The sequence below is a fragment of the Nibrella saemangeumensis genome (assembly GCF_039541915.1).
GTDB classification, from domain to species: domain Bacteria; phylum Bacteroidota; class Bacteroidia; order Cytophagales; family Spirosomataceae; genus Nibrella; species Nibrella saemangeumensis.
Genome location: NZ_BAABHD010000032.1, coordinates 16,774 through 43,671, shown reverse-complemented (window position 1 = coordinate 43,671; position 26,898 = coordinate 16,774). Strand labels below are relative to the sequence as shown.

Sequence of the window (26,898 nt, the reverse complement as noted above, 5' to 3'; positions counted from 1 at the left end):
CATACTTTACCGATGCCGCTGATTAAACTACTATTAAATTACAACGCCAACTACGCTCCTGTAACTCAACACTATATACGCAGTTGCACCTGTTCTAACGCATGATAAATCCAACGATAATTATTGGAGCCGGACCGGCCGGGCTCGCCATTGCCGGTCAGCTGGCTCACCATAAAGTACCTTTTACCGTATTGGAGGCCAGCGAATACATTGGCTATGCCTGGCGGCAGCATTACGACCGGCTGCACCTGCATACGGTGAAAGAACACTCGGCCCTCCCCCACCTGCCCTTCCCCGATCACTACCCCCGCTACGTGTCGCGCCTGCAACTGGTGGAGTACATGGAGCGTTACGCCGAACATTTCGGCATCAAACCTCTTTTCAATCAGCAGGTGACCGGCATTCGTCGCGACCCCAACGGCCACTGGCTGGTCGATACCCGGACCGATCAGTTCACGGCTCCGCAGGTGGTGGTGGCTACCGGCTATAACCGCATTCCCTATCAGCCTGAGCTGCCGGGGCAGCGTAATTTCCGGGGTATCATCTGGCACAGCCGCGACTACCGCAACGGAGCACCCTTCGCCGGCGAGCAGGTGCTGGTGGTGGGTATGGGCAACACCGGGGCCGAAATTGCCCTGGATCTGTACGAATACAAGGCAAAGCCCTTTATTTCTGTGCGTGGCCCGGTCAACGTCGTGAAGCGTGATATGTTCGGGCGACCGACACAGCCCACGGCCATCTTTCTTAACAAATTTCCGAACTGGTTTTATGACCTGATGGCGGGCCTGTCGCAGCGGCTGACGGTCGGCAATTTATCGGCCTACGGGCTGCAAAAGCCACCCTACCCACCCTCTTACCAGATCCGGAAGCTCGGCCGGATTCCGGTAATCGACCTGGGTACGCTGGACCAGATCAAAGCCGGCCACATCACCGTGGTACCCGGTATCCAGCAGGTTAATGCGAAAAGCGTTACGTTTACCGACAATCGCGAGATACCCTTCGATGCGATCATTATGGCCACGGGCTACCGGCCTGGTTTGGCTCCGATACTGGGTCCGCTGGCCGACCGCATCCTGGATGAAAAAGGGTATCCCCGGCGCATGTGGTTTACCCAGCCTGAACTGGCTGGATTATACTTTCTGGGCTTCACCACGCCCCTCACCGGTATCCTTCGGAGCATTCATATGGACTCGGAGCGGGTGCTGCAGCACCTGCTGAAACATCAACCTATGGATGGGTAAACATTTTTACGTATTATTGGTTATGTATGTAGTAATCACGTAACAGGATTGCACTCCGCATAGAGACTCTCCTGATCTGATATTTTCTGAGGTTGTGATGTAAGAAGGCCGGGGCGATTGCTCCGGCTTTTTTACTGCCTTAGTTTCGCTCCTCAAACCGCCTGCGTAACGCGTTAGCAATTAATCCCGGCTACTTGTAAAATCAACTCCAATATCGACCGCCAACAATTTTATCTTCTGATAGTTATATATTCATCAACTAACTAATTATAGAGCGTTATGAACAGAGACAATGATTTTAATCGCGACAATCTGGCCGCCGACGGCGCTGAGGACCGTGTAAAAGGAGGCTGGAACGAATTCAAAGGTAAAATGAAGCAGGCCTGGGCCGATCTGACCGACGACGATTTTGATTATGCCGACGGTAAGAAAGACGAAATGTATGGCCGTCTGCAGCAGAAAACCGGTAAAACAAAGCAGGAATTACACGATATGATGAACTACCGGGACGATTACCGGGATTAAGTTTCTGATAAATGAATTGATAAGGAAAGCCGGGGCAACTGCTCCGGCTTTTTTTGTCCCTTGCCTTTACTCCCCACTCTTTATTGAGCTATATAGCCGCTCATACCTGATTCCTTGACATTCGTGACTTGTTTCGGTAACTACGAGATTTATTGAATAACCTTTGTCAGGCCTATCACTCAAACCTTTTTCTTTATGTTCGTACGCCTACGAAAAACCCGCTGGCTACCGATTGTAGCCGCGTGGATGCTCTGTACCTCGCAACTACTGGCCCAAGCCCTTCCCGAAGGTATTACCAAAGTCACCTCGGTAGAAGGCATCACGGAGTATCAGCTCAAAAACGGGCTGAAGGTACTTTTGTTCCCGGATCAGTCGAAGCCGACCATTACCGTTAACATTACGTATCTCGTCGGCTCCCGGCATGAAGGCCTGGGCGAAGCCGGGATGGCCCACCTGCTGGAGCATATGGTATTTAAAGGCACACCCAAACACCCCAACATTCCGCAGGAGCTGACCGCCCACGGGGCCCGCCCGAACGGCACCACCTGGCTCGACCGCACCAACTACTTCGAAACGTTTGCCGCTACGGACGAGAACCTGAAGTGGGCACTCGACCTGGAAGCTGATCGGATGATTAACTCGTACATCGCCAAAAAAGACCTCGATACCGAGTTTTCCGTAGTGCGGAACGAGTTCGAGATGGGCGAGAACTCACCCCAGTCGGTATTGAACGAGCGCGTGATGTCGGCCGCGTACCTGTGGCATAACTACGGCAAATCGACCATCGGAAACCGGTCTGATCTGGAGCGGGTACCCATCGAAAACCTGCAGGCATTTTACAGGAAATACTATCAGCCCGATAACGCCGTGCTGCTGGTAGCCGGCAAAATTGACGAAGCCAAAACCCTCGCGCTGATCAAAGAGTACTTTGGTTCCATCCCGCGCCCGACGCGCCAATTGCAGGATACGCATACGATTGAACCCATTCAGGATGGTGAGCGCAATGTAGTACTGCGCCGGGTAGGTGACACGCAGGTGGTCTCGGCCGGTTACCACATCATGCCGGGTTCGCATCCCGATTTTCCGGGCTTGGATGTGCTGGTGGAAGTACTGACCATGGAACCGTCCGGCCGCCTGTATAAAAAGCTGATCGACACCAAGAAAGCGTCCCAGCAGTACGGCTACCTCATGTACCTGAAGGAACCGGGTTACGCGTATTTTGCCGCCGAATTGCTGAAAGACAAATCCATTGAGGATGCCAGAAAAACCCTGCTGAATACGCTTGACTCGGCAGCCATTGTCGCCCCAACCAAAGAAGAAGTTGACCGGGCGAAGGCCAAGCTGCTGAAAGACTTTGAACTGGCGTTTAAAAGCACCGAGAGACTGGGCATTCAGCTCAGCGAATTTATTGCAACCGGAGACTGGCGGCTGGGCTTCCTGTACCGCGACCAGCTGGAGAAGGTAACGCCCCAGGATGTACAGCGCATTGCCAAATACTACCTGAAACCGTCGAACCGGACGGTAGGTATGTTCATTCCGGACCCCAACCCCGACCGTACCGAAGTACCGGAGTCGGTAGACGTAGCCGCCCTGCTAAAAGACTATAAAGGCCGGGCCGCTATTGCGCAGGGTGAAGCCTTCGATCCGTCACCGGCCAACATCGACGGCCGTACCAAACGCTTTGAACAACCAAATACCATCGAGTTTGCGCTGCTGCCAAAGACCACCCGTGGCAACGAAGTGAACGCCCGGATGACCCTGCGGGTTGGCGATCAGAAAAGCCTGATGAACAAAGCCACCATTGCGTCGTTTACGGCCGCCATGCTGGACAAGGGTACCACCAACCGCACCCGGCAGCAGATCAAAGACGAACTCGACAAACTGAAAGCGCAGGTATCTGTCGGCGGTGGCAGCAACAATGTGAACGTTAACATCAAAACCACAAAGGAGAACCTGCCGGCGGTAGTCAGGCTGGTGAGCGATATGCTGAAGAACCCGGTATTTGACGCCAGCGAGTTTGAAAAGCTGAAGCAGGAAGAATTGGCCGGTATTGAGTCGCAGCGGTCGGAGCCGCAGGCTATTGCCTTTAATACTTTCCAGCGTACTATGTCGCCGTACCAGAAAGAAGACATTCGTTATGTAAAAACGTTTGACGAAGAAGTTGAAGCGGTTAAGGCCCTCAAACTGGATGACCTGAAGAAGTTTCACAAGGACTTCTACGGGGCTTCTGCCGCCACCGTAGCCGTGGTGGGCGATTTTGACGAGCCGCTGGTGCGGAAGGTGATCACCGACGAGCTGGGTACCTGGAAGTCGAAGATGCCGTTCAGCCGCATTGCAGCCGAATACAGGGACATCAAACCAACACCCCAGAACCTGCAAACGCCCGACAAAGCCAACGCCATGTTTGTGGCCGGTCTGACGCTGCCGCTGCGCGACGATGACCCGGATTACCCGGCGCTAATGATGGGTAACTACATGCTGGGTGGTGGCTTCCTGAACTCGCGGCTGGCTACCCGCATCCGCCAGAAAGAAGGGATCAGCTACGGCGTAGGTTCCGGTATCTCGGCGCACCCGCTTGACAAATCCGGCACGTTTACGGCCTACGCGATCTATAACCCCGAGAATGCCGAGAAATTGCAGAAGGCATTCCTGGAGGAGTTGGATAAGATGCGGACCGAAGGCTTTACGGCGGAGGAGGTAAAAGCGGCTAAATCTGGCTTTTTGCAGTCGCGGCAGGTAACACGGGCGCAGGATCCCTCGCTGTCGACTACGCTGAACAATTACCTGTACCTGAACCGGACGATGGCATGGGACGCTGATCTGGAAAAGAAGATTGAGGCTCTGACGCCTGAGCAGATCAATGCCGCCATGAAGAAACACATCGACCCGGCCCGCCTGACCATCATCCAGGCTGGTGACTTCGAGAAAGCCGCCAAAAAGATTGCCGAGAAGCAACCGGCGGCAACGGTGGGTGAAGGGAAGAAAAACTAACCTGGAGCCGGCCCGCCAGGATACGGAAAAGAGACCTTTGGGGGTCTCTTTTCTTTTTGACGATTGGCAGGCTCACACTTACGGCTGCGTTGGTCCCGGCTGGTTCATGGGATCTGCGGGGTCCGACGGATTCGCTGATGTACCAGTGGAGGTACCAGGAGCATTACTGGGATAAGACGTACCTACCCGGGTTGTGGGTGTTGGAGTGGTTGTCGGCCCCGACTGCGGGTTGCGAACATAGCGGTTGACGATGTCGGCGGCCCAGTCGCGGGCACCAAAGCCGAAGGCAATGGCCAGCGCCAGACAGAAGGCTCCCAGCACCAGCGTGACTACTGAGGTAATAATATCTTCGGCAATACGCAGTTGCGAAAGCGCAATGGCAAAGACCAGGAAGATGACCAGCGCCCGAACGGCCAGCCCAATCAGATCAGCCTGGGCGATGTTGGCATTGCGCAGGGCCGCCACCACCAGACCGCGCACAAAATCGGCCAGATACATACCGATCACCAGGATGACGATAGCGACAATAATGTTCGGTACGTACAGAATAATATCGTTCAGCAGACCGGATATGATTTCGAGTCCCAGGCTGTTGAAGAAAGCCTCGAACACGATCAGCATCAGTATCCAGTAGATCATTGTCGCAAACAGGTGGCTGGACGAATGCTGAATACCGCCTTTACGCAGGAAGGTATCAATGCCTACCTTGGCCGTCAGGTTGTCAAACCGGATTGCCTTCAACAGTTTCTCGACACCCCAGCGAACCGCCCGGGCAATAAGCCAGCCGATGAGCAGCAGCAGCAAGGCACCGATCAGGCGCGGGAAGAACGCAACAAACTGCCGGGAAAACGTGATCCCGGTGCTTTCAATATCATCGTAAGGTTCCATAGAAATAATGGATAGTTGTGGTCTGGACATCGTCTAAACAGACGAGTCGTACAGGCGCAACTCTCTTGCTGTCAAAATGTTGCGGTATCTTCCTGAACGGTCTATCATTTGAGGGATGGTTGAAGTAACTTAGTTGCAGATTAGAAGTTGAACTTCTAATCTGCAATTTTATACCTTTATGCTATCCACTCCGTTATATAACTAAACACTTCGTTATCGATGAAATTCCTCTCCTTTCTCGTACTGCTGTGCAGTCTGGTCCTGAATGGCTATAGCCAAAGCCGGGTGGTGCTGTTACGCGATACCGCCAGCCTGCAGATTTATCCCTCGCAGTTAGCGGGAAAGTATCCGTCGGCATTTGGAAATAAGCAGGGAGAAGGTATTTTTAGTCGTGGTGGCAAAGCGGAAGTGGTCCTGGACACTATGGCCAGTTATCGCAGGCAGTTTAACCAGTTTATTCAGGTGAACCAAAAGCGGATGCCCGTAAAAGGTGTGCTGCTGCAAACTGAAGAATTTATCCGCTCCGATGGCTCCTATGAGTGGGTTATCTGTAGCTTTCCCCAATCGAAACTTACCCCTGACCAGGAAGCAGGTTTACTGGACCTGCTCAGAGACTGGTACGAACAGCATCCCTTTCCGCTAAAGACCCAAACCGGCTTCCATCGAAGTGGTATGCAAACGATGGGAATGGTATTCCCCCCGCGCACCACCCGCAAAGGTCCCGGCATTATTACGACCCTCGAAGCCGCTAAAGCTACCAACCGGCCCGATACCGTAAAAGCCCTGCTGTTGAACCAGCTTGAATTGACAGACATTCCGGAAGAAGTGTACCGGTTCCCGAATCTGGAGGAGCTCGACCTGTCGAGAAACAGAATCAAAGCCATACCCGAGCGGCTTACCCGCAACATACCCAACCTGAAACGGCTGAGTGTGATGTTCAATGGGCTGGTGGCCGATAGCCTCTCGTTTGTGAAGAACCGCCACCTGTTGGCCCTGAACATTCAGGGGAACAGCTTTACCGACATTCCGCGCTCGATCCGGCAGAATCGGAAACTGGAAAGCCTATGGCTGGGCAATAATAAATTAAAAACGCTTGACATTCGCCGGCTCCGGTCCCTCCGCCGGCTCAATGACCTGAATCTGTATAATGTTGGCCTGACTACCTTACCGCGCCAGATCAAAAAACTTAGGCGCCTGAACGTGCTGGACCTGTACTACAATAACTTGACAGAACTACCCCGGTCGGTGGGGCGGCTGCGGAGATTGGAGCAACTGGCCATTTCACATAATCAGCTCAGGAAGTTACCCGAGTCGGTCGCGAAGATGCACCAGCTGCAAATTCTGTACGCCCACCACAACCAGCTTAGTGCGTTACCCGCCCGCCTGGATCAGCTGAAATATCTGCGCATCGTCGATATTGGCTACAACTGGTTCAACACCGTTCCGGCTACGCTGTTGGCCCTGCCCTCGCTGGAAGAACTGGACCTGAGCAGCAATAACCTGCAGGAGCTCCCCGGCTCCCTGGCAAACCTGCGGCAGCTGAAAAAACTGTACCTCCGGCAGAATCCGGTTACCCGCAAAACGACCGGTGAAAGTCCGCACACCCTGCTGATCGACCAGTTGAAAACCAACCAGACCGAGGTTTATTATTAGCAGGCAGTACCGTTCAATAACTCATCCTGAGAGAATTTCTAAATCACCTTTGATAAATCATATATTGACAGCATCTCCGGAAAATATTTTGGCTTTAGTCGGAGAAAAATACCAATTTTGATTGTTGACTTCGAATAGTCGACAATCTGGCCATGCAATCTCTTACTACCCCCGTCGCGACCCCAAACCACCGCGTTACGCTCATCCTGGCGCTGACGTCGGTGTATATTCTGTGGGGCTCTACTTACCTGTTCATTCATTTCATGACCGAGCGGATGCCGCCTTTATACATGGCCTCCATGCGGTTTCTGGCAGCGGGGAGTATTCTGTACCTCTACGGCCGGATGACGGGCTCGCCCATGCCTACCCGCAAACAGTGGATGGCGGCCGGCACCATTGGTATACTGTTGCTTGGGATTGCCAACGGCTGCCTGACCATTGCCTTACAATACATTCCGACGGGCATTGCCGCGCTGCTGGCGGGTATGCTGCCGGTTTTTCTCTTGTCTCTGAACTGGCTCTCCTTTAATAAAGTGCGGCCGTCCAACCTGGCCATTGCCGGACTGCTGCTCGGGCTGGTGGGCGTTTATTTTCTGATTAAACCAGATAAACTGCACAACGCAGGCGGCATGCAGGCCAACCTGATCGGTGCCGGGCTGATCACCATTGGGAACCTGGCCTGGGCGGTGGGTACGCTGCTGTCGGGGCGGTTGTCGCTGCCGGGGCAGGTCATTTCCAGCGGCATGCAAATGCTGGTGGGTGGTCTGGGCCTGCTGACGGTGAGTATGCTGACGGAACCTGTTACGCTCTTTACCCTGGTACAGGCTCCGCCTAAGGCGCTAGGTTCTATGCTGTATCTGGTCGTATTCGGGTCAATTATCGGCTTCTCGTCATACGCCTGGCTGGCCCGTAATGCGCCCCCGCAGCTGGTTGCCACTTACGCTTACGTCAACCCGGTGGTAGCCCTGTTACTGGGTTCATTGTTCGCGGGAGAAACTATTACCGGCCAGTCGCTCATTGGTGCCGCCATTATCATTTCGGGGGTTGTCCTGATTACGCTGGGACGGAAATAGTTTTTAAATTGATTCAAGTTTCATGTCGTTTTGGCGTCAGTTAACTTGAAACGGCACCGCTTCGGTGGTCCGACGGCCGCTCGGCTGAAACCTGGAACTTGAATCATCTATGAGAGACGTCGCGATCTTCCTGTTCAACGAAATTGAAGTGCTGGATTTTGCCGGGCCGTTTGAAGTCTTCGGGGTAGCCGGTCTGCGCAGCGGGGGCGAGCCGCCCTTCAACGTGTTTACGGTAGCCGAGAAGAGCCCAGTGATTGCCCGCAACGGCCTGACCATTACCCCAACCTATGGCCTCGACGAGCATCCCCAACCCGACATTCTGCTAATCCCCGGCGGGGGCGGCTACCATGCCAATGGTACACCGTTCGGCAGCCGGCGCGAAATGCACAATCCAGTGGTGCTGGACTGGATTCGCCGGTACGCCGACCCGGCCGAACTGATTTTGTCGGTCTGCACCGGTTCACTCATATTGGCGCGCACCGGCCTGCTCGATAAGCTGGCGGCTACCACCCACTTTATGGCGATGGATGCCCTCAGAGAGGCATCCCCCACCACAAGCGTCCGGCCCGACGACCGTTATGTGGACAACGGTAAAGTAATTACCTCAGCCGGAGTGTCGGCGGGTATTGATATGTCCCTGTACGTGGTCAGTCGGCTGTTGGGTCCCGATGCTGCCGACGAAACAGCCTGGTACATGCAATATGACTACTGGCGACGCTCCTGAGCCGTCAGCGACGACACCGACAGGGGCGAAGGGTCCGGCTTCAGCGGTTTAGACTGAAGCAGGCCGGCCGGTACGGTCAGTTCGCCCGTGTGCGGATCAATCAGGCCATTGCGCTCATCTTCAATATTAGTGGCCTGCGTGTATACATCACCGGCAATATCGCGTTCCCGCAACTCCCGCTTAAACTGCCGGATGCGCTCGGTACGCTCCTCCGCTTCGGCCGGTCCGCCATAATCGGCAAAGCCAAAACCACCCCATTCGCTGACGATTAGCGGCACCTGCCGACGGTAAAAGAACGGATCACCTACCACGAGCGGATAAGCGGCTACGCCCTCCATCTGCCCCTCCACCAGCCGGTCGAGCAGGTCGCTCCATCGCTCCGGATCCGGGGTGTACAGATGGGCAGTCAGCAGGTCCGACTTGAGCCGGCCCTCGCAGGAGATGTGATGCCAGCCATCGTTGTCGACCACCAGAAACTGCGGGTGATGAATCTGCATGAAATGGTACATCTCGATAATGTATTTCCGGGTCTCGGGGTTGATGGCAATATCCTGAGCCCCCCAATCCTCATTATACAGGCTCCAGATCACCACCGACGGATGCGTTTCAATCAGGCTGAGCATCCGGAGCAATTCGGCGCGGTGGTTAGCCCGGCTCAACTGGTTGGAACTGTGCGGGCTGGGCACCTCCACCCAGAGCAACATTCCCATTTCGTCGGCCAGATTATAAATGCGGGGGTCTACCCCGGCAATGTGTACCCGCACTAGGTTACAGCCCAGTTCTTTCATCGCCCGCATATGCAGGCGCATCTCGTCAAACGTTGCCGTACCGGGCTGGTACAAAATACCATCCAGGTAGATAGAGGTATTGTTCAGGTAAACGTAGCGCCCTCTGGACTCTATCTTCCGCAGGCCGAACGTTGACTCGATCTGGGCCGGGTACCCCTCATGGTCAATAAGTTGCGCCACCAACCGGTATAGGTTAGGGGACTCCGGAGACCACAGCTTTGCCTGCGGCACCTCCATGACTACGCGCTGCTGCTTCTGGCCGGCCTCCAGTTTAAGTGGAAAGTCGGAGGTAGCCAGCGGCTGCGACGATTTTTGCCCCCGTTCATACACCTTCAACCGCAGAATATAATCCCCGGGATCGTGAATTCGGGTGGTGAGATTAAAACGCACCAGCTGGTCCTCTACTATGCTGACCACACCTACCCGCGACCGCAGCCGATTCCGTTCCACCGTTTCGAGCCACACACTCCGTACGGCACCGGTATATGTCTGGTACCAGATCCCCCCCCGTTTATACACGTGCGACTCCTGTTTGCCCCTCGGAATATCAGCATCCATGGTGTCGGCAATCCGCACTGTCAGCCGGTTCACGGGCTTTAGACTCTCCTCCGATAATTCAAACGAAAACGAAGTATACTCCCCATAATGAGCCTCCTCCCCTTCAACGGTAGTTAGCGGATGCCCATTCAGCCAGACACGGGTTTCGTAGCCACAGGCCCCGAAGGTGATTTGGAACATGGCCCGCTCCGGCGACTCCGACCGCTCCGGCTTGGGAAAGTCCCGCTCATACCAGACAACCACCTTATCGCGCCAGAACGTTGTCTGATGCTCCTCTTTGGCCTTTGCCATATGATCTTCCACGGAGCCGGGCCAGTGGGCCATATGGTCATACTGGTGGCCCAAATACCAGTTATCGGTCATGCCCCGGTCGTTGTGGTCAATGGCAAACCGCCACTCGCCATCCAGCAGCATATGGTTGTTCGGGCGAAGTACCGCACGGGGTAAAGGATTGACAAATTCTGTCTCTTCAAGGAGAACGTCTTCTTCTCGGCTGGCGGCAAAGCCATAATTGGGATGTTCCGGATTCATAGGGTTTTATTGTGTAGGCGATGGTATCGCCCGGTTGACTATGCTGATAAACTCACGGGCTATCCTGCCGGTTTCAGAAAGGTTAGGCTACGGGTGACCACGACCCAACCAAAAAGGCCGGAACACTGCCCGGCCTTTGTCGTATTAGCAAATGAAATGATTAACGATGATAGTTTAGCAGGTAAAAGATACCAACCTGTGCCCCGTTATTCCGGGTATAGGTAGTGGCTGTGCCTTTGTTGATATTGGTCAGGCCGAATACCCAGCGGGCATCAACGCCCAGACCAGTGGCTCCTACATAACTAAGGCCGGTAGCCAGACCGGCATCGATCGGGTTGTAGTTCTGGGTAACATTGGACGTGTTACCTTCCCGGATCATTTTTGCGCTGGTCAAAAAACCAATCTGCGGACCCGCCTGAACGCGAAACCCATCACCAAACATAAACTGGGCCAGAATCGGTACGTTGATATAGTTGGTATTCCACCGGGTCTCAACGCCCGACACGGTTTGCCGGCCACCCTGGCCGGAATACATCAGCTCCGGTTGCACCGCCCAGCGCGGTGACAAATGAATGTGCGCCAAACCTCCCACATGGAAACCCGGCTTATAATCAACAGCCGCCAGTTTACCACCCGTATTGCGGTCGGCAACCACGGTATTGTATGCGTTAACACCTGCTTTCAGTCCCAGGTGAACATCCTGCGCCAGCACCTGACTGGTCAGCAGCAGCCCCAGGGCCATTCCCATCAAATTTACCTTTTTCATAACGTTGTATTTGTGTTTACCAGACGAGCTCAAGGTAGCCATGAGCTTGTTTAATCCTTTAAACAAAGGTTGTTTTAAAACGTCCCGCATTTTTTACGGAGCGGAACACCAGCCGCGGCTGGAAAAAACCCGGAGCCGGTGGGTCACCACCGGCTGCCGGAACGATAACCCAGCGTTAATCAGGATCTACGACTTTATCCGCTTTCTTGGTGCGGGTCTTGGCCTGCGCCTTCATATCCTTGGCATCACTCTTCATTTGCTTCTTCCGGGCTTTCTCAACCTTTTTTTCCGCCTTTTCGAGTTTGGTTTTATCGTCAGTCAGGCTGATTCCCCGGTCAGTTTTGGCGTTCATTACCTTCTTCTCGGCCTTATCAAGCTTTTTCTCGGCCTTCATTTCCTTCTTGGCTTCCTTAGCCTCCTGAACGGCCTGAGCGCTGGCCGACTGGACGAGCAGGAATGCGGCACAAAAAGCCGCTACAATTACCTTTTTCATTTTCGTTGAGTCATTTTGTTTACCTGGTACCTGCCTGTCTGGCAGGCATTCCGGTTTTATTAACATATATGTTTTTAGAATTGTTTGAATGCCGGTTTGACCCTGCCTGTTTTGCCCAGACTAAAAAAAGGGGTTCGGATTGTTAGCCCGAACCCCTTTTTCCCTGATTCTCCACCCATTAGGCCCCGCTCCCAGATTCAGACAGGCATTGGACATCCACACCATTTTTTCTGTCGACGAAGGTAGTCACTCATCCGTTCCGGCTACGCTACGGGTGGGGGGCTGACGGCCGTCCACCCGCCATCGACAATCAGGCTCTGCCCCGTAATGTGCCGCGACTGCGGAGATACCAGAAACAGGGCGGCATTAGCAATATCATCCACCGTAGCCGGCCGGCCCATAGGCGTAATGCGTGACCAGATCGGTATGTACGTGGGGTCGTCAGTGGTCCGCTCGGTCAGGGTGGCTCCCGGCGCTACGGCATTGATGGAGATGCCATGCGGGGAGAGGTCTAGCACCAGGTTTTTGGCCAGCATCTCCAGCGCAGCCTTGGTCATGCTGTAAGCCGCCAGACCGGGATGCGCCTGATGCCCGACCACCGACGACATCAGCAAAATACTGCCCCCGCTCCCCTGGCTGCGCATTTGCCGGGCGGCTGCCTGGGTCAGGAAAAAACTACCGCGCAGGTTCAGGCCCATTACCCGCTCAAAATCCTCCGGATTGTAATCGAAAAAGTCGCCGAAGATGGTGATACCGGCATTAGCAATCACAATGGTTAATTTGCCGAAAGCTGCAATCGCCGTTTGCACCATATCGGCAATAAATGTAACGTCCGAGGCATCACCGGGGTAGGCCAGGCAGGTACCTCCCTCCTGTCGAATGGTTTCGGCGGCCTGTTTAGCCAGGGTGTGGTCGAGGTCGTTGAGCAAAACAGCGGCTCCCTGTCTGGCGAGTTCGCGGGCGATAGCAAACCCAATACCCTGACCGGCACCGGTTACCAGGGCTACTTGATGTTGATACGTATTAGATTGAGGCATTGTCAGGAATAGACTCAAGGTATTCGGATAGACGCCCAATTTGCGGCCAAACTTTCGCTATTCCAAATGGAGGGGCTGTCGGTAGCAGCAGGCAACTGAAAAACGAACCAAAAGGCTACCTGGATAGTTATTACAGTGTATATACATTAATTGTCATTACAATTCAATTTTTTAGTTATGATCTCCAATGCTACCTATATAAAAGAAGCAAAGACGCAGTATCCGGTTGCCGACTTTATTCGAAACCGCTGGAGCCCCCGTGCGTTTTCCAGCGAGGCCATTCCGCAGGATGCGCTGAATACCTTATTTGAAGCGGCCTCGTGGGCATCGAGTGCCATGAACGAGCAACCCTGGCTGTTTGTGTACGCGCACCGGGGCGACGAAGCTTTTCAGAAGTTTGCAGATGCGTTACTACCCGGCAACCAGGTCTGGGCGAAGCATGCTGCCGTACTGGTGCTGACGTTGGCACATAAGAACTATACCGCCAATGGTAACCCCAACAAATACTACCTGCACGACACCGGGGCTGCCACGGCTAATCTGATGCTGCAGGCCGCTAACCTGGACATTTACGGCCACATCATGGGCGGTTTCGACCGGCAGAAAACCATTGAGAGCTTCAATTTACCGGAGCATATCGAGCCGGTCACGTTTATCGCGCTGGGCTATCTGGGTGATCCGGACGAACTGACGGAGCCATTTAAGTCCCGCGAACATACACCCCGGCACCGTAAAGATTTGTCGGAGTTCGTGTTTAAACACGAACTTGCGCTGTAAAACGCACGTCAGCCCACAGTTTTCCGTGGGCTGATGGTTATTTTTTGCCTTTCAGAATCAGCTTAATACATTGCTCTATCTCCTTATCCTGATTCAATAGAATATCAGCCGTATAATAGGTAATTAGGTAATCAGGAATGACACCATGCCCAACCGGGACATCCTGTGAAACCGCCATTTCGTACTTACCTAACGGGATAGCCAGCCTAACCTTAGAGTTTGGCAGGGTAAGAAATGGCGTAGCCAGGCTACTGTTTCCGTAATACCCACCGCCGGTCTCCTGACCAATGAATACAGCCCGCTGATGCGTCCGGGCTATTGCAGCAAATTCAGCCGCCGACGAAAACGTTCCCCCGTTGATGAGTACATACACCTGACCTTTAAATCTATTTTGCTGCGGCTGTTGAATAGCCAGATTGGGGTGGGCGGTATAGGTATACATCCCATCCTTTTTGGAAATGGCCGACAAATAATCAGGCAGCGCCTTTGGCAGTGGTACGTTATCAAAGGACAAACGGCTTAACACGGCAGGATCTGTTGAGCCCACTGAAATACGGTTGTAGTATCGGAACGGTTCATCGGCTAAATATGTGTATAACAAGGCTCCGTAATCATCCCGCCCACCCTGATTATTCCGCAGATCAATAATTAGCGTGCCAATATGCTCATCCGCAATCGTCCTGAAGGTCTTTTCCAGAAAAGCAGGAAAGTCCTGGCGGGTGGAAAAGGAGGGTATGGTCAGGACAAGTGTACGCAGCGAGTCAATGACGCTGGCCGTTGCGTACTCGTCGTTTGTCTGTTTCCTGGTAAGCGGCTGGCCGGCCAGCCGTATCGTCCTGACCTGCCGACTTACCATATCCCTGACTTTTACCTCGAAGGTATCAGCCGTTTGGATATGGCGGGCAAACAAAACCGGAAACTCGTGCTGCATTCGATACGCTTTATAGCTTTGATTATACCCATCAGACGGTATGTTGGCCGATATCCTGCTTGTTATCTCCGCCATGTTACGATCATTAATGGATAAAATAGTTGAACCCCTGGCGATACCCTGGTATTCGCGGAGGACAACGGCGCTGTCACCATTGATCCATATATCAACAGGAAATACGTTGGCCTGCTGAGCCAGATACTCCTGGGTCGTCAACGACGGGTACAGCCCGATATGCCCGCAATGAATTTGTTCGATCAGAGGGCTAAGCAACCATAGAAAGTCTGCTTCGCTATTTGTCCTGGCCAGTTTGCTTCGTATCAGGCTGAAGCCTCTGGCGAGGCTGTCTTTTGTCGTGTACCAAGTCAGTCCGGGGTGAACTTTCTCCAGCGTCTCCTCTAAATAATCAACGTCCTGACTCAACTGACGATCGGTATAGACGCTGCCGACCAGGCGTTTTTCAGCGACTTGCTTTTGGGTCTCCTCTTCCCATTGCTGGTTCCGGAGCCTGAGTTGCCGAGCCAGTTGGGCAAAGGATGTATCCGGGGCTATGAAGTTTAAACCATTCCAGTCGGTTATTTTTGTTTCATCGTACTGCTCATACTCCTTTTTTATGAAGTTCTGCAACGTGGGCAGGCTACCAACGGCTGCAATGTTGGTCTCCTCCTCCCGACCTGCTCCGGGTGTGGTATCGATCCTGGTGACAATCCGCTCCGAGTGAAGTTTCAATGAGTTTTTATGAGCCTGTACGATCCCCAGAAAAGCCAGGGTTGCCGAAAAGTCGGTGTCGATTACCAGACTGTTCAAATACCACTTATTACCGAATTGTCGGTACGTTGTCACCCAGCGGTCCTGCTGAACCACAACTCGTTTTGGTGCTTTACTGACCGTCAGCCCACCCCAGGTCTCGTGGGGCCGGAGAAAGGATAAGCCACGTGGACTCACCTCCTGCTCAAGCCTGATAATGGCATCCGATTCCGCATCGATATACAAAGTACCTTTTAACAAGGCTTTCCGCACGTTCTTCTTCTGATCAAAGTCAATCACGTAGACGTCTCTGCTATCCAGGGTATTCATTCCCCTGAACCTAAACTCATAATACCGGGCCAAATCCTGGTAGTTTTTCAGATCAACACCCAGAAAGGTCCTCTGATTTGGCGATTCAATGCCCGACACTGTCGTCCAGCCAAACGTATAAAATCCTCCTCTCGACGGATTCCAGAAGGGGGCTTTTTCTCTCTTGTCCTCCAGGTACCTGGCATCGAGAACGGTCGTCGATTGAGCCGCTCCCAATCCCTGGGTCCGGAAAGCCGCTTCAAGCAGTTGAATAACCTGGCGGTCGGCGGTAATGTACTCCCGCTGAAAACCCTCCGCCGTATAGGGGGTTGAGGCATAGTTTCGGGAAAACTTTTCGATGCTCCGGTACAGAATGGGTATTGGATCAGTGGGCCGGACAACCACCTCCGTCAGGCTAACGGATATGGGTTCCAAGGCAATGGCAAGCCGGTTCTGAGCACCCGTTTGCCAGGTTACCTCAACCGATGTATACCCCAGATAGGAAACGACCATTACCTGACTGGGTGGATTTGCCGGAATCCTGAAAACGAATGCACCAGCCTGGTTTGTGGTGGTGCCAAGGCTGGTGCCGGCCAGACGAATGGTAGCGTAGGGCAAGGCTTTACCCGTGGCCTTATCCGTAACGGTTCCTGATAGGGAAAGTGGCGTTTGGGCCAACACAGCGCGAAACACCAGCAACATGAATATTGAGCAAAGCAGCCTCACGACATGTATAGCATTAGTTAAGATAGACCACTAATTTCATTTGAAATTAGGATACACGGATTAAACGCCGTATCTTTATAGAAATTCTAGAAAATACAAGTAATGCAAACAGGAACAGTTAAGTTTTTCAATGACCTTAAAGGCTTTGGATTCATCACACCATCAGATTCAGACAAAGACATTTTCGTTCACGTCTCTGGTTTAATTGACGAGGTTCGTCAGAACGACAAAGTTAAGTTTGAGGTTGAAGAAGGCCGCAAAGGTCTGAACGCCATCAATGTAGAGCTTATTTAATCGAGAGATATAAGAATACTGCAAGACGAGAATCCCCGCCATCACTGGCGGGGATTTTTTGTTTAGTGCGAATCCCGTTTGACGACCGGTCCGGAAGCACCCCGCAGAAAATCAAAGTCGGCTCCCTCATGCGCCTGGGTTACGTGGCGGATAAACATGTTGACGTAACCACGATCGTAGCCCAGTTCCGGCAACTGCCACTTGACCAGCCGCTGGGCCAGTTCTTCGTCGGAGACGTGCAGGTGCAGCAGCCGCTGCTCCACATCGAGGGTAATCATATCGCCATTCTGCACCAGCGCGAGGTTACCACCAATGGCCGCTTCGGGTGATACATGCAGCACCACCGTGCCGTAGCCGGTACCACTCATGCGGCCGTCGGAGATCCGGACCATATCGTGTACGCCCTGCGCCAGAATCTTGGCTGGCAACTGCATATTACCGACCTCCGGCATACCCGGATACCCTTTTGGTCCAACGTTTTTCAGCACCAGCACGCACGACGGGTCAACGTCCAGATCCGGATCATCAATGCGGGCTTTGTAGTCGTCGATGTTCTCGAAGACCACCGCCCGGCCGGTATGCTGCATCAGTTCGGGCGTGGCCGCCGAGGGTTTGAGTACCGCACCATTTTTGCACAGATTACCCCGTAGTACCGCAATTCCTGACTCCGGTTTAAAAGGTTCTTCTACAGTAGCAATGACGTTGCGGTCAAAGCACTGGGCCTCTACGCAGTTGTCGCCGATAGGGCGGCCGTTGATGGTCATGGCATCGTTGTGCAGGAAGTCTTTCAGTTCCCGGATCACCGCTGGCAAACCACCTGCGTAAAACAAATCTTCTACGAAGTGTTCACCCGACGGCTGCACATTGGCCACCAGTGGAATCTTCGCCGATAGCCGGTCGAAATCTTCCAGCGTTAACTCTACGCCAATCCGGCCGGCGATGGCCATCAGGTGGATGATAAAGTTGGTAGAACCGCCCAGGGCTGCATTTACCATGATAGCGTTCTCAAACGCCTGCCGCGTCAGAATATCAGACGGCCGCACGTTTTCTTTCACTAATTCCACCGCCCGGATACCGGCCATATGGGCCAGCACTTTTCGGCGGGAGTCGGCGGCCGGAATGGTCGCATTATCCGGCAGGGCCAGACCGAGCGATTCCACCATGGCTGCCATGGTAGAGGCCGTTCCCATGGGGGCGCAGTGGCCGATGGAGCGGGCCATACAAGCCTCGGCCGTCACAAACTCCGCCTGCGACATCTTGCCCGTTTTGAAGTCCTCGGCAAACCGCCACAGGTCGCTGGTACCGATTTTCCGGCCCTGGAAACGACCCGCCAGCATCGGCCCACCCGACACGACCAGTGTGGGAATATTCACGCTGCACGCCCCCATCACCAGCGAGGGGGTCGTTTTATCGCAGCCACACATCAGGATTACCCCATCAATGGAGTTACCCCGGATCGACTCCTCCACATCCATACTGGCGAGGTTACGGAACAGCATGGCTGTGGGCTTGATCTGACACTCGCCCAGCGACATCACCGGAAACTCCAGCGGAAAGCCGCCGGCTTCCCATACGCCCCGCTTCACGGCCTCAGCCAGGTCGCGGAAGTGGGCGTTACACGGGGTCAGTTCCGACCAGGTATTGCAAATGCCGATAACCGGCTTTTTCTCGAACAGGTGGTGGGGTAAGCCCTGGTTTTTCATCCAGGCCCGATATATAAAGCCGTCTTTACCGGTGCGGCCGAACCATTCTTGGGAGCGCAGGTCCATTCTTTCCTAGTACGTTTGTGGTTTGAAGGTTTATGGTTTGAAGTTAAAACCTTATCAGCAAAAGTTATAATCAGCCGGGTTTTACTAAGCAAGTCAGGAAATCCTCCAACAAAAAAGCCACCCGAAGGCGGCTTTTTTGTTGGAGAACCAGATCAGTTCTTCTTTTCTTTAACCGGAGCGCCCCCAACCGACGCCGGCGGGCTGGTTGTTCTTTCGGTCGCGGCCTCGGCCGTAGTCAGCGGGTTGCCGTTCTTATCCAGTTCCACAACATCATAGCCCAGGCGGCTCAGGCCGGGTTTCACCAGCGCCTTGTCACCCACAACGGTAATCACCATTTTGTCGACGGGCAGGAGCTTTTTGGCCAGGGCGTCGGCTTCTGCTTTCGTCAGTTTGTTCAGGATCGCCGTCTGCTTCTCCACAAAATCACGCGGTAGGTTGTACTCAATGATGTTGCTCAGGAAAGCCGCCTTCTGGAAAGCCGTTTCGTAGCGCAACGCATCACGCTGACCAACGGAACTCTTCAGGAATACCAGCTCGGCATCGGTGATACCCGTTCTGGTGTAATTGGTAATCTCCTTAACGAACTCCACCACCGAACTATCGGTAGCCGTAGCTTTTACGCCCGCCTGGGCCGTGAACGGACCCGGTGTCTGTGTGCTGGAGAAGCCTGAGCGGGCACCATAGGTCCAGCCTTTATCTTCGCGCAGGTTCAGGTTAATCCGGCTGTTGAAGGCCCCACCCAGAATGTAGTTGACCAGACCGGCGCGGTAGTAGTCACCCGTGGCATCATACGGCATGTTGGTCAGATAACCCACCCGGATCTCCGATTGAGCCGCTTTCTCTTTATCTACCAGGAAAACGGTTGTTTTATTGCCCGCCTTAGCCGGAGCTGCCGTCGGGATGGTTACGTTCTTCGCGGCCCATTTGTTCAGGAAAGCCAGCTTCGGCATCACCACCGACTGCTCGACATCCCCCACAACGACCAGATTGGTTACCGAAGGCGACAGGTAGTTGCGATAAAAAGCCTTTACATCGTCCAGGGTAATGCGCTGCACCGTTTCAGGCGTACCAATCACCGGCACCGCCCGGATATTTTTATCGCCGTACAGCAGCTTGTTATACACGTTGTTGGCAATAGCGACCGGCTGGGTACTCTGGTTATTGATAAACTCCAGCTGCTGTTTTTTCAACCGGTTGAAATCTTCCTCCGCAAACCGGGGATGCAACAGCTTCTCTTCCAGCAGCGCCAGCGTAGCGTCAAGATTCTTCGTCAGGGACTGAACCGATACCGTAATCTCTTCTGTACCGGCATTAAACGAGATACTGCTTCCAAGTTTCTCCAACTGGTTGCTAACCTCTTCTGCCGAATACTTCTCCGTGCCTTCGTTCAGCAGGGCGGCCGTTAGTTGCGCTACTCCGGCTTTGGATGGGTCATTAGCCGACAGCAAATGTCCGCCTTTGATGGCAAAACGCATGGTCACGGTCGGTATTTCGTCATTCTTTGTCCCAATGACTTTAATGCCTTTACCCACTTTGTCGGTCCAGTACGGCGGCACTTTCACGACCGGATTGGTGCCGGATGCCGGCTTTTTAGCCCGGTCAAACGAGTCCTTTGCTTTGTTGTACGCCAACCCCTTATACCCGTAATCAGGGGCCTTGTAGTTGGTTGAGTCCACCTTATAGTTATCAGCAGCCGCTACCAGTTCGGGTTTGCCTTTGGGATACACACTCAGTACCACGCCCTTTTTACCCTTGACGTATTGATTATACACCCGCATGACATCCGCTTTGGTTACGTCCTGGTAGCGCTTGAGCTCTTTCGGCAGGTAATTCGGATTACCCAGGAAGGTCTGATACTGAGCCAGTTGCGATACTTTACCGGAGACACTCGACAGCCCCTGGATAATGTCGGCTTCGCGTCCGGCTTTGGCTCTTGCCAGATCATCGTCCATAACACCGCGCGCATCAAATTCGGCGATGGTCCGGCGCATAATAGCTTCCAGCGTATCGGGCCGGACACCCGGATAGGCCAAGGCGGTAAAGGTAAATTCCCCGGCCAGTTCAAAAGCCGGATGACTCGCATTGGCCTGAACGGCTTTCTGACTCTTCACGAGGTTTTTGTAGAACAGCGAGTTTTTACCGCCACCCAGAATTTCGGCCAGCACATCGAGCGGAGCCTCATCGGGATGGTAGTTAGGTACGGTGGGATACGTCATCCGCACCATCGGGAACCGGATGTTGTCTTCGTACGAGACATAGCGGTCTTTTTCCACGACGGGGGTTGGCACTACCGTTTTGGTCACCTCCGGCCCTTTCGGAATAGAGCCGAAATATTTCTCTACAAGCTTTACCACCTGCTTGCTATCTACGTCGCCCCCGATTGTCACCACTGCATTGTTGGGACCGTACCAGCGCAGGAAGAAATTCTTCAGGTCATTGACATCGACCCGGTTCAGGTCTTCTACATACCCAATGGTCAGCCAGGAGTATGGGTGCCCATAGGCATACAGATTTTTAGCCGACACCTCACCTATCAGACCATATGGACGGTTGTCATAGTTCTGGCCGCGCTCGTTTTTCACGGTAGCCCGTTGAATCTCGAATTTCTTCTGGGTCACGGCATCCAGCAGAAAACCCATGCGGTCGGCTTCCAGCCAGAGCGCCCGCTCCAACTGGTTGCTGGGCAGGGTTTCGTAGTAATTGGTACGGTCGCGATTGGTGGAGCCGTTGAGGGTACCGCCCGACTCGGTTACGATCTTGAAGTGTTCTTCGTCGGCTACGTGGTCGGAGCCCTGGAACATCATGTGCTCAAAGAAGTGCGCAAAACCCGACTTGCCGATTTCTTCCCGCGCCGAGCCCACATGGTAGGTCACATCGACGTGAACAATGGGATCGGAGCGGTCTTCGTGAACCACCAGCGTCAGGCCGTTGGGCAGCACGTACTTCTCGTAGGGGATGACAAGCTCATTGCCTTTCCGGGTTACTTTTTCTACCAGTCTGGCCTGCGAAAAAGCCGCTGATGAAGTAAGCAGGCAGAGTAACCCGATTACTGGTAAGACATTTTTTTTCATGAAAGAATGAGTAAGTTTATAGGACCAGCCCGAAAACTGTCAATAGCTTAGCAAATTACAAAAAGACTGTCGCTCAGACAAGCACATTTTGATAAAGGGTAAAACGCCACTAGAGCGGCTCCGGCGGGCTGCTTATTTTATAAGAATTAGCAGCCGGTTGCCCGCCCGCACTGTTCGCCCGCGATTGTATCGCGTGGCGGTCGAGGTTCGCCGGTCCGCCGGTGCGGTTTGTAACGCGATAAGAAAATAGTTAACCTTTACACTCGCGTTACAAACGCGAACCTCGCCCGTCCCTCGACACAGTCGAGGACGAGCAACCGGCAAAACACCACAAGAGCGGCTCCGGCGGGATACCAATGACCTTCCCTAAGGAACCGCTAACATATCTGGCCCATTGCGGGTTTTCAAGCAGGTTACCCACCACTGCTACTGTATGGCCCTAACAAATACGCCTGCCTCTTCCGAACCCGTTTCCATCTGGACAGCCTTTCAGACGCCAGTCTTCCGGGCGATCTGGCTGGCGGCCTTCGTGTCGAACATCGGCACCTGGATGCAGAATATGGCGGGGGTATGGCTGCTGACAACCTTGTCCCAATCACAGGTCCTGGTCGCACTCATGCAAACAGCCACCAGTCTGCCTATTTTTATGCTGAGCATTCCGGCCGGTGCCCTGGCCGACTTGCTGGACCGCCGGCGGCTACTGTTGACTACCCAGCTCTTTATGGCGGGGGTAGCCGGTCTGCTGGGCGTGCTGACGCTCACCGGTAGCATATCGCCCTACACAATCTTATCCTTCACGTTTCTGCTGGGCATCGGGGCCGCCCTGAATACGCCGGCCTGGCAGTCCATTGCGCCGGAACTGGTACCCCGCCCGGTACTACCGGCCGCGCTGATTCTCAACGGGGTCAGTATCAACTTATCGCGGGCGATTGGTCCGGCACTGGGCGGGCTGATTATCGCGCACTACTCGCCCGGCTACGTGTTTCTGCTGAATGGGGTATCGTTTCTGGCTACCTGTGCAGTGCTATACCGCTGGAAACGCAAACCGATGGAAATGAATGTGCCGGTCGAGGATTTCTTCTCCGCCTTACGCGCCGGTCTCCGCTACGTCCGTTTTTCTCCCGCTATCCACGCTATTCTGATCCGGGGCATCACCTTTACCTTTGGGACCAGCGCGATGTGGGCACTCCTGTCGCTGGTAGTGGCCCGCCGACTGCAGCTGGATGCGGGTGTATACAGCTCCATGCTGACCTCGATTGGGGCCGGGGCCGTAACGGGTGCGTTGGTTCTCAGCCGGATAGCCCAGCGTCTGCATATCGAATGGCGCATGATTGCCACTACCCTCACCTTTGCCGGCGTAAACCTGGCGCTGGCAACGGTTACCACTGCCTACTGGTTATACCCTGTTATGTTCCTGGCGGGTATTGCCTGGCTGCTGACCCTGACCAGCCTGAACGTAACCATTCAGTTGAATCTGCCGAAGTGGGTGCAGGCCAGGGTGCTCAGTATTTACATGCTGGCGTTTCAGGGCGGTCTGGCGCTGGGCAGTCTTGTCTGGGGGAACGTAGCCGACCAGTACGGCTTATCGACGGCCCTGCTGCTGGCCGCCGGCTGGCTCGTACTGGTCACCCTGCTCCCTTTATTTTTCCGACTCCCTTACGGGCAGACACCCGACATGACGCCCGCCGAAGGCTGGCCCGACCCGCCGGTAACGCAGCCGATCCGCCCGGAGCAGGGCCCGGTCGTTGTCATGATCGAGTACCGGATCAATCCATCGGAACTGGCGGATTTTTTAAAAGCCATGGAGCCCCTGAAGCGCCTGCGCTTACGGGATGGTGCCTTGCGGGCGGGCGTCTTTTCCGACATCACCGATCCTACCCGCCAGGTGGAGTTTTACACGGTAGCCTCCTGGGGTGAACACCTGCGGCAGCACCACCGCTTTACCCGCGAAGACACCCGCATTGAGCAGCAGGTACACCGCTTCCATACCGGCCCTGACAGGCCCGTAGTCTCTCACTTTGTGACGCAGCCGGGTGTCGAGCAACCGCCGTTTATCGCCGGTATGGATACGATGAGTGGCTGAATTGTCCTCCACCCGAATCTGCAACACCCCCGCCACCTGCTCAATCGCCAGTTCCCCCGACTCGCCTGAGCGTGTTTGACTACATTGTGCTTGGTAGTTTTTGGAATATGTTTCTACCAGACCACCTTCAAACCCTCGCTGGTGTATTTCTGTATTATTTCGTCTTTGCTGATTAGCGTAAAATCAGCTTGCAGCGCCTGCCAAATCAGCATACGGTCAAACGGGTCCCGATGGTAGGTAGCGGTAAGTTTATGATACGAAGCTGCGGTAGAACCATCTAAATCCAGCAGTTGAAATCCTGTAGCTACAGCAGCCTGCTCAAAATCCTCAGGAGTTAATTTGTCTAACCGGAGTTTCTGGATAGAATGTTTGAGTGAAATTTCCCAAAAACTGATGGCACTAACCAGAATAACCTGTCCGGAATCTTCAAGAATATTTCTAACGGGAGTCGATAATTTCTGAGGTTCTGTAACTGCCCAAATTAGCGTATGTGTATCCAGGAGGTAGTTCATAGACCCAGGAATTCCTCCTCTGTAATTTTAAAATCGTCGGTAAATAGGACGTTCCCTTTATCTTTCAATAATCCCAACTGTCGCTTTGCAGGCTTTCGAGTCGATTTCGGAACCAGATAAGCGACAATTTCCTTCTTTTTGCCAAAGGTAACGGCAATCTCCTCTCCTGCTTTCACCTCCTGAATAACTTCCGAAAATCGGGCTTTCAAATCCCCAACCGTCATTGTTTTCATCGCTTCTGTCTTTATTACCAAAGCTACCTCTTTCCTGACAACTTGTCAAGAAAAAAAGGAATAAAGGAGGAGCGTAATCATGTCCACCCTTTATTCCTTTCCTCCTCTACTCCCTCCCTACCAGCTCGGCCTCTTTCAGACATGCGAATACCTCCCGGTAGAAATCCGGATGCGACTGCCAGGTCTGGGCCGTTACCATGTTTCCGTCGCGGACAGCCTGCTGGGTAGAATAGGTCCCCCCGCCCATCTCGATCTCGGCGCGGACATGCTCGTAGGCGGTAACCGTGCGATTATTGGCCAGGCCGGCCGTTACCAGAATCTGGATACCGTGGCAGATGGCAAAAACCCACTTGCCCTGGCGGTCAAACTCACGCACCACTTCCAGCAGAACGGTATGGTTGCGCAGGTACTCGGGCGCGCGACCGCCGAGCAGCAAAATGGCATCGTATTCATCTACCACCACATCCTGAATGGTCAGGTCGGAGGCCAGGCAATAGCCGGGGCGCTCGATGTAGGTATCCCAGCCGGGCTCAAAATCGTGCATGACCAGGTTGAGCCGGCGCTTGCTGGGGGCAGCAATTACGGCCGTATCGCCCTCTTCCTGAAAGCGGTGTACAGCGTATAAGGTTTCGTAGCTTTCGCCACCATCGCCGGTGACGACCAGTATTTTGCGATTCATGGGAATAAGCGATTAGGGTTTCGGGCGGAAATATAGCCATTTTACCAGACAACATTCAGTCCCTCACTGGTATACTTCTTCATCATCTAACGCAACACAGCATCAACCGGAGTTTGATTTTCAGCCGTTCAACGGCGTACCGGTATGCCATTGAATAGCTGAATAAAACGTGTACATTAGGTCAACGATGTCTGTTAAACTGGGTCTATGAACGGAATCAACATCCTGCTGCTGTGTGTTGCTCTGCTTGGCTTTCTGCCGCTGGCTATTTTTATCTATAAAAAGAATTTAGCAAAGCGGATCTTGACAACCGGCCGGGCTACCAGGGCAAGTGTTTATCATATCACTACCAATAGAAAATCAAACACGACGGTAGTGTACTACTTTTTCATTGCCTCGAACGGCAGACAGTACAAGGGTAACCTCACCACCCGGCCGGGTGAGTACCGGATAAACGGGACGGTTGATGTGTTTTATTTGCCGGATAACCCACATCACAATACGGTCAAAGGAGCCTGGAACGACAACTGGTTTCTGCTATTTGTCGTTGCTATAGCCCTCGCCATTGTATATATGATGTATAAACTTTATTTGATGTTGAATTTGGAAACGTTATGAACAGCCTGTTTGCCGATAAATATTTATAAAAGCTATGCGACTGGTATTCCTTCTGCTTCTTAATCCGACTTTGCTGTTTTCCCAATATTCCACCAAAAAAGTTATTATGGAAGGGAAAGGCGCGCCTGTTGTTTTACTGGCAGGTGGCCGTTGGGATATGAAATCCTTTTCCGAGCCCGCTGCGGTATTAAGCATTGATCACCGGGTCATCCGCATGGAGCACTTCAACGTGCAATACGCTAACGAAGGCCTGCCACTGCCACCCGGATACTCGTTGAAACAGGAAAGTGAGGCCATTGGAAGAACACTTGACGCTTTAGGAGTTAAGGAGCCTGTAACACTTATCGGATGGTCCTTTGGCGCTTTATTAGCCATGGACTTTGCGCTAAATCATCCGGAGCGTATCCGAAAGCTGGTGCTTTATGAACCACCGGCCTTTTGGGTAGCAAAAGCTAAAGGGGAATCACCCGAGGGAATGCAGCAAATGATCCAACTCTCAAAATCCTTTACCCCTTCATCAACAATAACGGAAGGACAACTGGCGCAATTTAGGTGTATACTCGACCACTGCGATACAACTCAACTCCGCAGGCATCCACAGTGGCCGGTGTGGGTGAAACAAAAAGACAGATTGCGGGGGCTGTCTGTTGTTGCCAATCATACCGACTCCATTACTCGTTTGCACGCTTTTAAACAGCCGGTGTTACTACTTACGGGAAAAGGAACTGTGGCTTTTCACAGGCGTATTAATCAGTTACTGGCCGAAGAATTTCCACGGGTAACGGCAAAAGAAATTGCCGGTGGTCATTCAGCCCCACAGGCAGCCGTTCAGGAGTTTATCAATGCTATTCAGGAATTTATTAAATAAAGTAATTACAACC

The 26,898-nt window shown here is 53.4% G+C and carries 22 protein-coding genes; 11 read left to right on the top strand and 11 right to left on the bottom strand.

Features of this window, described 5'->3' with window-relative positions; all coding sequences use genetic code 11:
* The first annotated feature begins 101 nt into the window (after positions 1–101).
* The 3 genes from ABD949_RS16820 (at position 102) to ABD949_RS16810 (ending at position 4,757) form a co-directional block, all read left to right on the top strand.
* Positions 102–1,241: a flavin-containing monooxygenase gene (locus ABD949_RS16820; RefSeq protein ID WP_345245023.1), complete on the top strand. Its 1,140-nt coding sequence runs from the start codon at positions 102–104 to the stop codon at positions 1,239–1,241.
* 279 nt (positions 1,242–1,520) lie between these two features.
* Positions 1,521–1,766 carry a CsbD family protein gene (locus ABD949_RS16815; RefSeq protein WP_345245022.1) on the top strand — a complete coding sequence of 82 codons (246 nt, stop codon included), beginning with the start codon at positions 1,521–1,523 and terminating at the stop codon, positions 1,764–1,766.
* Positions 1,767–1,961: 195 nt separating this feature from the next.
* Positions 1,962–4,757: a M16 family metallopeptidase gene (locus tag ABD949_RS16810; RefSeq protein WP_425576765.1), complete on the top strand. Its 2,796-nt coding sequence runs from the start codon at positions 1,962–1,964 to the stop codon at positions 4,755–4,757.
* A gap of 78 nt (positions 4,758–4,835) precedes the next feature.
* On the opposite strand, the gene ABD949_RS16805 is transcribed toward ABD949_RS16810, so the two are convergent.
* Positions 4,836–5,645, bottom strand: coding sequence for a mechanosensitive ion channel family protein (locus ABD949_RS16805; protein ID WP_345245021.1), 810 nt, complete (start codon positions 5,643–5,645; stop codon positions 4,836–4,838).
* 219 nt (positions 5,646–5,864) lie between these two features.
* On the opposite strand from ABD949_RS16805, the gene ABD949_RS16800 reads away from it, so the two are divergent.
* The 3 genes from ABD949_RS16800 (at position 5,865) to ABD949_RS16790 (ending at position 9,095) form a co-directional block, all read left to right on the top strand.
* On the top strand, positions 5,865–7,298 hold the full coding sequence (locus tag ABD949_RS16800) for a leucine-rich repeat domain-containing protein (RefSeq protein ID WP_345245020.1): 1,434 nt from the start codon (positions 5,865–5,867) through the stop codon (positions 7,296–7,298).
* Positions 7,299–7,450: 152 nt separating this feature from the next.
* Positions 7,451–8,371 carry an EamA family transporter gene (locus ABD949_RS16795; RefSeq protein WP_345245019.1) on the top strand — a complete coding sequence of 307 codons (921 nt, stop codon included), beginning with the start codon at positions 7,451–7,453 and terminating at the stop codon, positions 8,369–8,371.
* A gap of 109 nt (positions 8,372–8,480) precedes the next feature.
* Complete coding sequence (locus tag ABD949_RS16790) at positions 8,481–9,095, top strand: DJ-1/PfpI family protein (protein ID WP_345245018.1); 615 nt, start codon at positions 8,481–8,483, stop codon at positions 9,093–9,095.
* On the opposite strand, the gene ABD949_RS16785 is transcribed toward ABD949_RS16790, so the two are convergent.
* The 4 genes from ABD949_RS16785 to ABD949_RS16770 all read right to left on the bottom strand — a co-directional run bounded on the left by ABD949_RS16785 (position 9,077) and on the right by ABD949_RS16770 (position 13,268).
* Positions 9,077–10,972 (bottom strand): glycoside hydrolase family 2 protein, encoded by a 1,896-nt coding sequence (locus ABD949_RS16785; RefSeq protein ID WP_345245017.1) that lies wholly within the window; start codon positions 10,970–10,972, stop codon positions 9,077–9,079. The two genes, ABD949_RS16790 and ABD949_RS16785, sit on opposite strands and share 19 nt — an antisense overlap.
* 160 nt (positions 10,973–11,132) lie before the next feature.
* Positions 11,133–11,738: a porin family protein gene (locus ABD949_RS16780; RefSeq protein ID WP_345245016.1), complete on the bottom strand. Its 606-nt coding sequence runs from the start codon at positions 11,736–11,738 to the stop codon at positions 11,133–11,135.
* A gap of 175 nt (positions 11,739–11,913) precedes the next feature.
* Positions 11,914–12,231, bottom strand: coding sequence for a hypothetical protein (locus tag ABD949_RS16775; protein WP_345245015.1), 318 nt, complete (start codon positions 12,229–12,231; stop codon positions 11,914–11,916).
* Positions 12,232–12,494: 263 nt separating this feature from the next.
* Positions 12,495–13,268 carry an SDR family NAD(P)-dependent oxidoreductase gene (locus tag ABD949_RS16770; protein ID WP_345245014.1) on the bottom strand — a complete coding sequence of 258 codons (774 nt, stop codon included), beginning with the start codon at positions 13,266–13,268 and terminating at the stop codon, positions 12,495–12,497.
* Positions 13,269–13,445: 177 nt separating this feature from the next.
* On the opposite strand from ABD949_RS16770, the gene ABD949_RS16765 reads away from it, so the two are divergent.
* Positions 13,446–14,045, top strand: a complete 600-nt coding sequence (locus ABD949_RS16765; protein WP_345245013.1) for a nitroreductase family protein — start codon at positions 13,446–13,448, stop codon at positions 14,043–14,045.
* 37 nt (positions 14,046–14,082) lie between these two features.
* Here ABD949_RS16765 and ABD949_RS16760 read toward each other — a convergent pair whose 3' ends face one another.
* Complete coding sequence (locus ABD949_RS16760; RefSeq protein WP_345245012.1) at positions 14,083–16,734, bottom strand: S41 family peptidase; 2,652 nt, start codon at positions 16,732–16,734, stop codon at positions 14,083–14,085.
* A 126-nt stretch (positions 16,735–16,860) separates the two neighbouring features.
* On the opposite strand from ABD949_RS16760, the gene ABD949_RS16755 reads away from it, so the two are divergent.
* Positions 16,861–17,052: a cold-shock protein gene (locus ABD949_RS16755; protein ID WP_345245011.1), complete on the top strand. Its 192-nt coding sequence runs from the start codon at positions 16,861–16,863 to the stop codon at positions 17,050–17,052.
* A gap of 62 nt (positions 17,053–17,114) precedes the next feature.
* On the opposite strand, the gene ABD949_RS16750 is transcribed toward ABD949_RS16755, so the two are convergent.
* Together ABD949_RS16750 and ABD949_RS16745 are read right to left on the bottom strand one after the other, a co-directional pair.
* The gene (locus ABD949_RS16750) at positions 17,115–18,821 is read right to left on the bottom strand and encodes an IlvD/Edd family dehydratase (RefSeq protein WP_345245010.1); all 1,707 of its coding nucleotides are present in this window, start codon (positions 18,819–18,821) and stop codon (positions 17,115–17,117) included.
* A gap of 152 nt (positions 18,822–18,973) precedes the next feature.
* The gene (locus ABD949_RS16745; RefSeq protein WP_345245009.1) at positions 18,974–21,892 is read right to left on the bottom strand and encodes a M16 family metallopeptidase; all 2,919 of its coding nucleotides are present in this window, start codon (positions 21,890–21,892) and stop codon (positions 18,974–18,976) included.
* 433 nt (positions 21,893–22,325) lie between these two features.
* Here ABD949_RS16745 and ABD949_RS16740 point away from each other — a divergent pair, with 433 nt between their 5' ends.
* Positions 22,326–23,975, top strand: coding sequence for an MFS transporter (locus ABD949_RS16740; RefSeq protein ID WP_345245008.1), 1,650 nt, complete (start codon positions 22,326–22,328; stop codon positions 23,973–23,975).
* A gap of 113 nt (positions 23,976–24,088) precedes the next feature.
* On the opposite strand, the gene ABD949_RS16735 is transcribed toward ABD949_RS16740, so the two are convergent.
* From ABD949_RS16735 to ABD949_RS16725, 3 genes are all read right to left on the bottom strand, one after another.
* Positions 24,089–24,487, bottom strand: coding sequence for a type II toxin-antitoxin system VapC family toxin (locus ABD949_RS16735; protein WP_345245007.1), 399 nt, complete (start codon positions 24,485–24,487; stop codon positions 24,089–24,091).
* A complete protein-coding gene (locus tag ABD949_RS16730) occupies positions 24,484–24,720 on the bottom strand; it encodes a type II toxin-antitoxin system Phd/YefM family antitoxin (protein WP_345245006.1) in 237 nt (78 codons plus the stop codon). Before ABD949_RS16730 ends, ABD949_RS16735 begins: the two co-directional genes overlap by 4 nt.
* A 106-nt stretch (positions 24,721–24,826) precedes the next feature.
* Complete coding sequence (locus ABD949_RS16725) at positions 24,827–25,399, bottom strand: DJ-1/PfpI family protein (protein ID WP_345245005.1); 573 nt, start codon at positions 25,397–25,399, stop codon at positions 24,827–24,829.
* Between the two features lie 207 nt (positions 25,400–25,606).
* Between ABD949_RS16725 and ABD949_RS16720 the strand changes: the two genes are divergently transcribed.
* Together ABD949_RS16720 and ABD949_RS16715 are read left to right on the top strand one after the other, a co-directional pair.
* Positions 25,607–26,017 (top strand): DUF3592 domain-containing protein, encoded by a 411-nt coding sequence (locus ABD949_RS16720; RefSeq protein ID WP_345245004.1) that lies wholly within the window; start codon positions 25,607–25,609, stop codon positions 26,015–26,017.
* A gap of 34 nt (positions 26,018–26,051) precedes the next feature.
* Positions 26,052–26,885 carry an alpha/beta fold hydrolase gene (locus ABD949_RS16715; protein WP_345245003.1) on the top strand — a complete coding sequence of 278 codons (834 nt, stop codon included), beginning with the start codon at positions 26,052–26,054 and terminating at the stop codon, positions 26,883–26,885.
* Positions 26,886–26,898 lie beyond the last annotated feature (13 nt).